Origin of the sequence: Singulisphaera chitinilytica, from assembly GCF_049331405.1 — a bacterium.
Lineage (GTDB): Bacteria > Planctomycetota > Planctomycetia > Isosphaerales > Isosphaeraceae > PoT.
The window spans coordinates 2,430,718-2,442,825 of record NZ_CP186274.1 but is presented as its reverse complement, the minus strand read 5'-3'; the positions used below and the strand labels follow the sequence as shown (position 1 = coordinate 2,442,825).

Here is a 12,108-nt window from a genome sequence, read left to right as displayed (position 1 = left end):
CTTCTGGCTCAGGAGCCTTCGCCGCCGGGGATCGCTCCCCCTTCGAGGAGGTCACGCAGGGCCTGGACCACGCCATCGGCAGGGATCCGCCACTGACGGCAAGTGTCGCGGTCGCGGAAGGTGACCGTGCCGTCGGTGAGGGTCTGGCCATCCACGGTGATTCCGAACGGGGTCCCCGCCTCATCCTGCCGACGATAGCGGCGGCCGATGGCCCCCTTCTCGTCATAGAAGACGGCGAAATGCTTCCTCAAGTCGCGGTAGATCGCGTCAGCCTTCTCCGGCATCCCGTCCTTCTTGACGAGGGGGAAGACGGCCGCCTTGATCGGGGCGAAGCGGGGGTGGAACTTCAGGACCGTGCGGGTCTCGCCGGCGACCTCGTCCTCTTTATACGCCTCGCAGAGGAAAGCCAGGGTCGCCCGGTCGGCACCCGCCGAGGGCTCGATGACGTTGGGGATGTATTGGTAGGGATAGCCCGGGTTGGGTTTCCCTTCCCGCGTCTTCAAATACTCTTTGAAGGAGTTATGGCCCAGGCCCGCCTTATCGCGTTCCCAGCGCTCCTCATCGAAGTAGCTGAGGTCCTTGCCGCTGAACTTCTGGTGCTGGCCGAGGTCGTACTCGCCTCGGTGCGCGATCCCTTCGAGCTCGCTCACGCCGAACGGGAATTCGTACTCGATGTCGGCGGTACCGGTCGAGTAGAAGGCGAGTTCGTCGCTGGCGTGGTCGCGGAGCCGGAGTTTGTCGCTCTTGAGTCCGTGGTCGACGTACCACTGGAATCGGGCCTTTCGCCAGTAAGCGTACCACTCGGCCGCCTCTTCCGGGTGGCAGAAGAACTCGAGTTCCATCTGCTCGAATTCTCGCGAGCGGAAGGTGAAGTTGCGCGGGGTGATCTCGTTGCGGAAGCTCTTGCCCACCTGGGCGATGCCGAAGGGCATCTTCACGCGCCCGGTGTCCACCACGTTCTTGAAGTTGGCGAAGATTCCCTGCGCCGTCTCGGGCCGGAGGTAGGCCACGCTCGACGCGTCTTCCAGGGCTCCCACGCTCGTCTTGAACATCAGGTTGAACTGGCGAGGGGCGGTCAAGGTGCCCGGCTCATCCGCGTTGGGGGCCAGGATCTTGATCCGATCCTCGGCGGCGATCTCCATGTAGAGTGCCGTCGCGGCGAGTGCGGGAGCCTCGAGCCGGTTGGGCTTGGTCTTGAGCAGCTTGGCCGCACGTGGACACGCCGTCTCCCAGGCATCGGCCGGCGAGGCGCCGACGGCCGAGACCCAGAAGTCGGCCCAGTCGCCGAGCTTTCGGGTGCCCCCGACGACCTCGAAGTCGGTCGGAGGCTGATTCTTGGCCGAGAGACCGAAGACGTAGAGCTGATCCGCGCGATAACGCTGCTGGGTCGCCTTGCAGTCGACCATCGGGTCGTTGAAGCCGCCGACGTGGCCGGAGGCTTCCCAGACCTTGGGATGCATGATGATCGAGCAGTCGAGGCCGACGACGTCGTCGCGCCCCTGGACGATGTCGCGCCACCAGGCGTCCTTGATGTTCCGCTTCAACTCGACGCCGAGCGGCCCGTAGTCCCAAAATCCATTGATGCCGCCGTAGATCTCGCTCGACGGAAAAATGAATCCTCGGCGCTTGCAGAGCGAAACCAGCTTATCCATGTCCATCGCGGCAACTTCCTCGGAAATTCAGGGGTTGCATGCGGGCAAACACCCCGGCTAGGCAGTCTCTCTTCTCGGAAACGGATCAGCGTCGAGATGGCTCGACGGCTTTGGAAACGGCGACGATACGCAAGGGATCCCGCTTGAGTTCCGCGGTGAGTTGCTGCCGGGGGTCGTTCAATCGCCCCGCGGCCGCAATGTCGGCGGCTAGCCCGATCTCCGTCACGCGTCGCCCGCCTCGCCCTCGCGAAAGGTAACGGACGAGGGGATTGTTCTCAACGTCCGGGTCCCCGCTCTTGAACCAGAGCGAGTTATGGATCTTGCTCCAGGCACCCGCGGCGATCTCGGCCTCGTCGTTCTCGAGGGGCGAACCCAGGTCCTTCAAATGCTGGGCGAACGCCCCGGCGAGCAAGGCATCCTCGAAGCTGATCCGCCCATCGGTCCCGGCGCACACGATATGGATGTGGCGTTCGGTCGCGTGATGGAGCGTCAGCATCGTGGCCGCGAAGTTGGGGAAAGCCCCGACGATCACGCGGTCGGCGTCGAGGCTCGCCAGGATCGCCTTCGTCCCGTTCGTCGTGGTCATGACCAGGGATTTCCCCCGGCAGACCTCCGGCGTGAAGGACCCGGGCGAATTCCCGAAGTCGAACCCGTCGATCGGCAGCCCCTGGCGTTCCCCCGCCAGGATGGCTTTCCCGGCGGGGAGGCCTGCGGCGATGTCCCGGGCCTCCTCGATCTCGCCGCAGGGGATCACGGCCGAGGCCCCCGAGGCGAGCGCCTGCACCATGACGGTGGTGGCTCGAAGCACGTCGAGCACCACGGCCACCCCACCTTTGAGCGACCCGCTCGGGATCAGGCCGGGCAGCAAATGCACGAATACCGCCGGCAGGCCAGTCTCGGGCATCAGTAATCACCCCTCGGGCGCGTTGTTTCCACGTCGGCAATTCCAGGAGATTATGGCATGGCGACCCGTCGCTTGGGGAGGCCGGATTCGCCAATCCCCCCGCGTTCACAACGTCGGCCCCCCTTTTGAAAAGATCCTCTTAACAATCCCAGACCTTCGCCTTCCCACGTTTGGGGATTTCCGTTAGTGTTCCGGCCTCAACCCGATCCGATCTCCCATCCGGTCCGCACGTGGATCTGGGTCGGCGGTTCAGCCTGGGCGAGGTGCATGGATGCACGAGCCGAAGGGAAGGATTCTACCAATCTCGGGCCCCAGACGATTCATCATCGATCTGGTACATTTCGCCCGTATGGTCCCCTCAACACCCGTCAGCCGGACGGTCGACGTCTCCGCGCTCATGGAGCCGCGCGTCAACCATCCGTTGCGACCTTCATGGGCAATCCTGTTCATGAAGGCCTACTCGCTGGTGGGCACGGAACATCCCCCGCTACGGCGGGCGTTGCTCGAATTCCCATGGCCGCGAATCTACGAACATCCGTGGATGAACTGCGCCCTGGCGATCGAGCGGCAGTTCCAGGGAGACCAGGGAGTCTTCGTTGGTTTATTCCGGGCGCCTGAGCAGCAGACGATCTCTCAACTTCAGGAAGCTCTCCAATTTTACAAGAACCAACCGCTCGAGCGCGTTGGTGTTTACCGTCGTGCCCTCAAGTTCAGCCGCGTGCCCAGGCCGATCCGTCGCCTCTTCTGGTGGGCGACCTTGAACGTCTCGGGCTTCAAGCGGGCGAAACGGTTCGGCACGTTCGGCCTCACGAGTTACGGGGCCCTCGGTGCGGAATCGCTGCACCCGATCTCCCCGCTGACCACCACCCTGACGTTCGGGCCGATCTCGCCGACCGGCAAGGTGGTCGTGAAGCTGATCTACGACCATCGCGTGCTCGATGGTGCTTACGTCGCACGTCGACTCCGCGACATCGAGACCATGATGAACACGGTGGTGCTCGACGCCCTCCTCAACGGCGAGGCCGAGGCGGAGGAGTCGTCCGACCCGGCCGATACCCCGAAAGTCACCGGAGTGGGGCAAAAAGCCAGCGGCACGCCTCATTCCCAGCGCAATGGAGATGCCGGCCCGACAAGGACCGTCACGACCCGCACAGACGAAGGACACCTCTCCCCCTGATGACCCTGCGATCGCGAGTCCATCGTCAGATAACGCGGTCTCAGGTAGAAAAGCCAAACCCGCCCTCGATCCTGGATCGAGGGCGGGTTTTTTGCTGGGATCGCCGGAGGCGAGGATAGGAGTAGGAGGCCTCCGGCCCTCGCCGCGGTCGGTGTCGGCCTCGGGCAGATGCTCAGAGCGCCGCCGGCGGGGTCTGCTCCTCAACTTCCTGGTCGGTGGTGACGCGAACCTCGAGCCGGCTCATCAGGCGCTTGAGGCCTTCTTCTTTCCTGTTGATGAACAGCACGTTGTCGAGGACGATCGCCTTGCGCTCGGTGGTCACGTGAAGGACGAGTCGTCCGGCGCCCAGGAAGAGGAACTCGAAGACGTCGGGGATCTCCTTGTCGAACTTCAGGTTCATCGTCGGGTACCGCTCGAGGTCGCTGAGCGGGCCGTGGTGGTGGAGGATCTCGTTCGGCAGGATCTCCCAGTAGTCGAGGTATCGGGTGATGTAGATCACCACGAACATCAACACCATGATGGCCGTGAACCAGTAGTAGAACCCGGAGTTCGCCACGGTGTAGATCGACCCGAAGAGGACCCGGGCGGGTTTCATCAAGTCATAATCAAAATAGGCCCCGATCCATAGCAGGACGAAGAGCACCAGCAGCGCCACCAGCACGATGGCGATGACGGTGAATCTCGGGAAGTCGATGGCGAGGATCAGGAGGTTGAAGGCGAAGATCCCGAGGAATAGCACGCCCAGGAGGTTCTGCGCCTGCATGAATCGCTCGTGCTTGAGCGTCGTCGCCGTCACCTTGGCCGGCGGCGGCTCGTTGTGCTCCTTGGCCTGCTGGATCAGGGCTTGCTTCTCGGTCTTGATGGGGTCGGCCGTCACGTCCCCGATGAGCGTCATCCCGATCCCGCAGATCAGCGCGGCCAGCATCGTCGGGAACATGAAGATCAGTTTGGGATACGTGAAGATGCGAATGCCGTGGTCGCGATTCTTGACCGGCTGCGCGACGGGCGCGGTGGTCGTCTTCGGGTCCGAGGCCATGTCAGAAATTCTCCGGGACCGGACAATCGGTAACGTCAAGGGTCTCTACGACGGCGACGCGCCGCGTCGAAAATCGCTGCGACAGGGACATCCGGTGTGGGCATGGTAACGAGTGGGAAACCCTCGGTAAAGTGACCTACCCCAAGGGGATCCGCTTCAAGCCTTCGCGTCGCGACGCCCCGAGTTACTAGGTCTTCGCCCGCGAGGCCACTTCATTTCGAGGCTCGCCGCCGGAAATGCGCATCTCAACTCTCGCAGTCCGGATCCTCCCTGCCGACAATTTTCCTGGTAATCATCTGGACACGTGGACAGTTGATGAGTAGATTTGCTCTCGAGTTCGCGATTCCTGGTTCGGTAGCCATGTTAATGGGAGCCATGTGATGAGACTCGCCCGATTTCAGTCGCTGGGCCTCCGATCGGTCCTCATCGTCTTGATCGGAACCCTGTCATTGTCGGCTCAAGAGGCCGTTGTGAAGGGAAGCGGCGGCACCGCCAGCCAGCCGCCGGCTGCATCCGCGCCCATCCCCAAGCGGACCTATAACCCTGCCCGGCGCGTCCCGGACTACTTCGGCCAACTCGGCCTGACGCCCGAGCAGAAGGAGGCGGTCTACGAGATACGTGGCAAACATTACGCCAAAATCAACGAACTTCAGCAGGAAATTACCCGGCTCCAGGCCTCGATGCTCGCCGAGTGCGAGGGCGTCCTGACGGATTTGCAAAAACAGCGCCTCCACGAGCGCCGCCAACTTGCCGCCGAGACCCGTCGCGGCTCCCATGCCGTGCGGATCGCCAAGGATGCTCCCAAGACGGCGACCCCTTGATGACTTCGCCTCTTGCGGTCGGTCATGAGGCCCCGGAACCTTCCTGAAGGTGACCCATCATGAGGATTCCATCCCGCCTCGAAGAATCAAGGAACCGGCCCTCTCCCTCCATAATCCACAGCGAGTTCAGGCAGAAAATAATTAAAATAGTGAATGAGTCTTTAATTAGGTATAACTAGTGTATCGAGATCCGAGGCAGCGGCCCCGTGCCAACGGAGGCCGCCCTCGGCGATATGACCCCGGCAGAGCGCAGGTGAGCCGATCCAACTCCCGCCCCGTTCGCCCAGACCTGGTACGCGTTTGCCCCGAACCAGGAGATCAGAATCATCGGCCAGCATCGCGTCTCAGCCAACGGCCGCCATTCCCCGCCCACGTCATGAATCAAGCGATGCACCTCGCGATTGTCGGCGGGCTCCAGCAAGAGCCAATCTCGGAGCACCTTCGGATCACCCTCCTCGACGGAGTTCAAGAACCGTCAAAACACCGTCATTGAAACGGGCTCGGCATCGATGAGGAACGAATCGATCTCGACGAGATGCCCCAGCCTCTCATCATCCAACCCCATCCCCGATCTCGACGCTGACTGACGGGAGTCTCACGCACCTCATCCCATCACTCAACCTGCGAAACGTCGGCCCGCCCTTCTCGCCCACGGCTTCGAAGAGCGCCTCCTCCTTCAATTCTCGGTCCATCCACCGCCCATCGAGTCGCGTGAACGGCTCGACCTGGGCGATCTCCGTTGTCGTCTCTCTCGTTCGACGAAACGAGAGCGACGACACTTCCCGTTCAAGTCCCTGCCCCAGGTAGACCACCTCTGCAAGATCCGCCACCCGAATCCCGGGCCACGTGAACACCTCTTGTAAACCGGATCCTTCGATCTGGGCTCCGGCAGGGCCACGTCGAACGTCTCCTCGATCGTCATGAGCAATTCGACCAAACCGAGGCTATCCATACCCAGATCCCCAATCAGCCTCGCCACAATCAAGTCCCGGCTGAGCGAGATTCCTACCTGCGTTGAAGCGACTTCGCAGACTCGCGACTCCATCTACGACCGCCGCATCCTCTGCCTCGTGCTCATCACTCTCCCTCCCCTGGCCCAACCTGAACCCTGTCAGACGCAAACGCTCTTTCGCTCCCTCTATCCAAAAATCCCAGGGGGAATCCACATCCTCGACCCGACTGTGCCCTTGTTAATGATGCTGTCAACTCATCCTAACTCTCTATTTAAAGCAAAGTTAATCAATTTGCTGCCTCCCTTTTGAGAATGTTCTCGCTCCGAGCTAATCCACATTGCCAGCAAGCTGTTCCCTCCGTAAACTGTCGGGATACAGATTTTGGTGCTCCGAATGCGGGCCACCTGCAAATCTGCCGAGGAACTCTCCCTTGCTTCGATCCGACGCAAGCTGAGGGCGACTCCATCATCAACGGCCTGGAGAGGTGACCGAGAGGCCGAAGGTGCGGCACTGGAAATGTCACCGAATCGCTACTCCGCATATCTGCACATCTCGCAAATTCCCTCCTGCAAACGACTTCCTGCGACATAGAATAACGACGGTTGTTGCCAATCTCCCCGTTTGCCTCCCCATTCGTTGCCAAATTCGTTGCCAAGGAGATCCTTGATCTTCGGCCGCACGCCCGTACGATTCGTGTGCGGCATTTTGGCAACGGTTTTGGCAACGGGGGCGTCGCATGCCCAAGGCCTTCCACATGACCTGGATCCCCGCCGGCCGCCGCTGGCGGAAGCATCACAAGGGTAGGTCATACACGGTCTCCTGCAAGCAGCTAGGCGTCCCCGAAACCAAGGAGGCTTCCTGGCGCGCCGCCAATGAATGGTGGGAACGCCAGCTCGCCTCTCCCGAGGCCCCATCGCCGGATGACCGGGTCGATCGGGCCGCGACTCTCGCCCGGCTCGTCCGCGACTTCTCCAGCCTCGACGACGACGCACGCCGCGAGGCGGTCGAGACCCTCCTGGGCCAAGGTGCCTATGACGACTTGAAGGCCCGCGCTGACTCCATGCTCGCCGGCATGGATGCCCCCGCCCCGGGCCGGGCGGTGGCCGCCCAGGTCGAGGCCTGGAAGGGGCTGCTCCGCTCGGCCTGCCGCTCGGGCCAGATTTCCGAGGGCCGATTCGACGCCTACTGCCGCAAGATCCGCCCCTTCGCGGCCTGGATCGGCCCGGGCTCTTCCATCGATGTCATCGACGAGGCCAGGCTCGAGGCATACTACAATCATCTCTCCGAGAAGGTCGGGTCCGGCGTCTACTCGCCGTCGACTGCGCACGAGTTGCTGATGACGGCCAAGCAATTCATCTCCCGCCTGGCCGAACTGCGGCTCATCCCCCTGCCCGGCAACATCCGGTCGCGCCGATTCCGGTTCAACCACTCGGTTGCCGCCAAGATCGAGACATTCACCGTCGGCGAGGTCCGCGACATCCTGACGGCCTGTGACGGCTTCTCGGAGCGCACCCGGCTCTACATCCTGCTCATGCTCAATTGCGGCATGTACCAGAACGACATCGCCGAGCTCAGGGCGGACGAGGTCGATTGGTCGGCGGGGACGCTGACGCGCGCCCGCAGCAAGACCCGCGAGCGGGGCGGCCCGGTCGTCACCTACCGGCTCTGGCCCGAGACCTTCGCCCTGCTCCGGCAGCACCGCTCCCCGGGCGACCTCGCCCTCACCACGGACGAGGGCAACCCGCTCGTCAAATACTGGATCGAGGGCGAGTCTATGCGGCGCTACGACGCGATCCAGTCGGCCTGGTCGCGTCTGGCGACCAAGATGGGCCGCAAGATCCGCCTAGGCATGAAGCACCTGCGCAAGACCTCGGCCACCATCCTGGGCCAGCACGCCCACTATAAATTCTACGGCAACCACTTCCTGGCGGATTCGCCCAGCGGCATGGCGGCCAAGCACTACATGGTGCCGTCAGACGAGGAATTCTTTGAGGCGCTCGGATGGCTGCGGGGGAAGATCCTGGGATCCGAGTGATGGCGGTGGCGCAGGGTGTTTTGGATGCGCGAAGGTTTTCAGACATCTCTCCCAAGCGTTACGCTTTGGGAAAACCAAAAGCCTAGCCCGCTCACGTGCAAGAATCCTCACGCCAGGATTTTGATCATACGAAAGGAACGAGGTATGGCATCCAGTTGCGGTCGCGACTATGGCCGGGCTGGGGGCTTGAGTGTCGGCTCTTGTGAAACAATGGGGAAATCCCCTGAATCCCGTTTGACGTCTTCCTAACAACGCTATTAGACTTATCGGAAGTGATGATTTTTCATCCGAGAGCGAAGACCGCCATGCGTCGCATCTTGGGCAGTCTGAATTCGGTTTTCAACCGAGATTCTCAATCGCACATGGCGAAAGGCGGCGGCGGGCAGCGTCACTTCATCCCCGCATCGAAGGCTTGGAAAGCCGGTCGTTGTTGACCACCGTCATCCCTTTTCAACCAGATCCTGTTCTCTCCCTCCCCACCGATCTCCTCAAGCTGAACCAAACCGGACAATACAGCCTGACAGGCACCCTTACGGCTTCCACGGCGTCTACGTCGATTCCAGCCGAGGAATGGCAGCTTGGGATAAACATACCTAAAACACCTATCACCGTGTCAGTCTCTCTTGACTCAAGCACAGGTCAATCCATTTCAGTTTTACTGGATATTGGCGCTGGTCCTGGCGTTAATGTTCCAGGGAGGACCATCACCCCATTTCATGGATTCATGTCCGGCGACACCAATCCATACACCACGGCTCCGGTCGAATTTGCATCCACTCCTGATTTTAATACCGATTTATCACACGTTAGTTTTAACATTTTTGTTGAAAACACCGCCAGCGATTCCACCATTCCTGTAACATCGAATTATGCTGTTAACATCGACATTGAATCTACGGGAACTACGCAACCGACTCTCCCGGACATTGCGGTCAGCAATGCGAGCCTTAATGGATCGAACGTCGATTACGACTACCAAACAACCGACAATCCCGGAAACTTCACCGTCGACCTGTATCAGTCCGCCACGCCAACGTTCGATGCGTCGACGGCAACCCTGGTCGGCACGCAAACCGTAACTAACCCCCAGACAAATGGAAAAGGCGCTTTCAGCTTGGCGAATGTTCCGCCCAACGTCGCTCAGCCATACCTACTGCTCGTTGCCCGACCGATAAATGTCATTCAGGAATCTGATGAAACCAACAACGTCACCAGCGTTTCTTACGATCCGGCAAATCTACCTGACATTGGGATGACATCCGCAACGTTCGTCGGCTCGAAAGTCAATTTCGATTACCAAACGATCGGCAAACCTGGTAAGGTCACGGTTGGCTTATATCGGTCTGCAACGCCGGTATTCAATCCTTTGGATAAATCGATATCGACGCAAACCATTGACGCTACCTCTGTCGCATCCGGCAGCGGATTTTTCAACCTGACGGCTTCCCCCTCGCGAGCGTATCCTTACTTGCTAGTGGTTGCCGATCCGGCGAACGCCATCTTGGAATCGAATGAGAAAAACAACGTTGCATCCACTCACTACGAACCCCCGCCTCCTCCTCCGCCGCCGCCAGTGACACCGCCCCCGCCGCCGGTTTCTCTTCCTGATATCCAGATGCTTTCGGCAGTCTTGAATGGGACGACGGTAGAGTATCGGTATCAAACAACGGGCAACCCCGCCAAATTCGACGTAGCGTTCTTTCTCTCCCCCACACCGCAGCCCGATCCTGCAACACTCAAATACCTGACCACTCAAAAAGAAGTAAGCGGAGCCTCACCTGTCAATGAAGAATCGTTCAACCTGACGTCCTACCCGTCCGATCTCTCGCGTCCTTACCTGGTCGTGGTGGCCGATCCCGCGAATTCGATTAAAGAGTTGAACGAATGGAATAATGCCACTTCGATACTGTTAGCTTCTTCGATTGTCCCCACGCTTTTGAGTCGTGCGCCTTCATCCATGGCAGCGGATCCAGGCGTGAATATTTCATATTTGGTTTTTGGAAGTATTTTACAAGACGCGTCTATCTTTTTCTATTGGGCGAATGGCCCTGACGCAACCGATCGCCTCGACGCTGGACCAGCTTATGTTTACGCTATAAACAGTCAAGGCGAGAAAATAGCCGGTTCTCATGGCCCAATTTACATTCCTGCAACAGATTTTGTAGGCGCTAGACGTCATTACAGCGATGCAACATTTCTGTTATTGGAATTAACTTACAACAATACGACTTCGACGATATCTATGCCTCTAATTGTTCCGATAACTGTCGATCAAATCGATAAGATCGTCCCTTTTAAATATCAGTATGCCGAAAGCATCGTTCGGCATAAGTTTGCACCAAATGTCAACTACTTGCAAAATAGTTATAAACAAAACTCGCAATCCTTGGCTGAGTACCTTAACTCAAACGAAGCTGTAAACACTTATCATCTAACAACATTTGTGCGTAGATCGGCATTTATCGGACAAGTTGCTGTAGAAACAGCTGGTCTAATGTCTTTGACGCAGTTTCAGCAATACAAGAAACCAGCTACTCCATTTTCGTATGGACGGGGATTTTTAGATATCACTGGACGACGTAATTATCTCTATGCCAGCACCGCGCTTGGGCTTGGAAACTTATTGATTCTCGATCCCGGCTTACTGGCTAGCAATCCTGCCCTTGGTGCTAGAGCTTCCGGTTGGTACTGGGGCAAAGCCACTGGCTCAAACCTCAATAGATTTGCAGACAACTGGAACATCCTTACAATTGGCAGAGGTGTTCAAATTGGGGATTTAGGAAGCACGCAAATTCCAAACGGCGAGCCCGAAAGAGTTAGATACAGCGATACGGCTTACTCTGTGCTAAAGGATTTTTGGGGGTACGATCCTCGATTTGGGCCGGACAGAAACGCGAGAACGAGATAGTGAGTTGTTAGTTCAGGGCGGAACCGCAATGCCTAATTTCACCAATCTCATCAATCCAACAGCGAGACATAATGTATGTACTTCGAAATTGGTAGAGGCGAATAACTTGAATCGACCCCGATGAATGCTCAACGGTGCATATATCAAATACATTGTTTGTTTTATGTTTTGATATAACAAGTCCATATTCGCCATCCTGTGCATACCCATCAAATATTGGCGAGGACAAATCGTTCTTTTTAAAAATTCTAACCTCTCTGTTTTGGCCGCCGATAGGTCGTATTAAATTTCCTTTGCTATCATCAGGAATGTCGTCCGCATCGGTCACAATCAACCCAACCACACTATCTGACAATTTAACAAGCGAAGATTTATAAAATACTGTAGGCTTATAGATTATCCACTCAGGACTAAGGAAAAGTCCTCTCTTGTAATCTTGACTCGCAAGCTCGCGAGCCAATTTTTCTGGTATGCTCACTCTCTGGTAATCTCCAGATTTATTCAAACATGTACTTGGGACATCCTGTATTTCTTTAGCTTCCAAAGCCGAGCAAGGGCTAATTAAGAGTAGCCAGAAAATCAGGATATAGTTTTGAAAAAATTCAACAGTTATCATAATTTT

The 12,108-nt window shown here is 58.2% G+C and carries 9 protein-coding genes and 1 pseudogene; 4 read left to right on the top strand and 6 right to left on the bottom strand.

Annotated elements, in window-relative coordinates:
* Nucleotides 1-8: 8 nt before the first annotated feature.
* On the bottom strand, nucleotides 9-1,658 hold the full coding sequence (locus ACOYYX_RS09840) for a glycine--tRNA ligase (protein WP_422929749.1): 1,650 nt from the start codon (nucleotides 1,656-1,658) through the stop codon (nucleotides 9-11).
* Between the two features lie 79 nt (nucleotides 1,659-1,737).
* Nucleotides 1,738-2,556, bottom strand: a complete 819-nt coding sequence (locus ACOYYX_RS09835) for a 2-phosphosulfolactate phosphatase (protein WP_422929748.1) — start codon at nucleotides 2,554-2,556, stop codon at nucleotides 1,738-1,740.
* 541 nt (nucleotides 2,557-3,097) lie between these two features.
* Between ACOYYX_RS09835 and ACOYYX_RS09830 the strand changes: the two genes are divergently transcribed.
* Entirely contained in the window at nucleotides 3,098-3,733 is a 636-nt protein-coding gene (locus ACOYYX_RS09830) for a hypothetical protein (protein WP_422929747.1), read from the top strand.
* 172 nt (nucleotides 3,734-3,905) lie between these two features.
* Here ACOYYX_RS09830 and ACOYYX_RS09825 read toward each other — a convergent pair whose 3' ends face one another.
* Nucleotides 3,906-4,769: a hypothetical protein gene (locus ACOYYX_RS09825; RefSeq protein ID WP_422929746.1), complete on the bottom strand. Its 864-nt coding sequence runs from the start codon at nucleotides 4,767-4,769 to the stop codon at nucleotides 3,906-3,908.
* Between the two features lie 380 nt (nucleotides 4,770-5,149).
* Between ACOYYX_RS09825 and ACOYYX_RS09820 the strand changes: the two genes are divergently transcribed.
* Entirely contained in the window at nucleotides 5,150-5,590 is a 441-nt protein-coding gene (locus ACOYYX_RS09820; RefSeq protein ID WP_422929745.1) for a hypothetical protein, read from the top strand.
* Nucleotides 5,591-6,141: 551 nt separating this feature from the next.
* Here the strand turns inward: ACOYYX_RS09820 and ACOYYX_RS09815 are convergent.
* Both ACOYYX_RS09815 and ACOYYX_RS09810 read right to left on the bottom strand, forming a co-directional pair.
* Nucleotides 6,142-6,420 (bottom strand): hypothetical protein, encoded by a 279-nt coding sequence (locus ACOYYX_RS09815; RefSeq protein WP_422931729.1) that lies wholly within the window; start codon nucleotides 6,418-6,420, stop codon nucleotides 6,142-6,144.
* Nucleotides 6,421-6,536: 116 nt separating this feature from the next.
* Nucleotides 6,537-6,635, bottom strand: a pseudogene (locus ACOYYX_RS09810) (hypothetical protein); the annotation flags it as partial.
* Nucleotides 6,636-7,279: 644 nt separating this feature from the next.
* Here ACOYYX_RS09810 and ACOYYX_RS09805 point away from each other — a divergent pair.
* A complete protein-coding gene (locus tag ACOYYX_RS09805; protein WP_422929744.1) occupies nucleotides 7,280-8,578 on the top strand; it encodes a tyrosine-type recombinase/integrase in 1,299 nt (432 codons plus the stop codon).
* Nucleotides 8,579-9,005: 427 nt separating this feature from the next.
* The gene (locus ACOYYX_RS09800; protein WP_422929743.1) at nucleotides 9,006-11,486 is read left to right on the top strand and encodes a hypothetical protein; all 2,481 of its coding nucleotides are present in this window, start codon (nucleotides 9,006-9,008) and stop codon (nucleotides 11,484-11,486) included.
* Nucleotides 11,487-11,493: 7 nt separating this feature from the next.
* Here ACOYYX_RS09800 and ACOYYX_RS09795 read toward each other — a convergent pair whose 3' ends face one another.
* Complete coding sequence (locus ACOYYX_RS09795; RefSeq protein ID WP_422929742.1) at nucleotides 11,494-12,102, bottom strand: hypothetical protein; 609 nt, start codon at nucleotides 12,100-12,102, stop codon at nucleotides 11,494-11,496.
* Nucleotides 12,103-12,108: the final 6 nt, after the last annotated feature.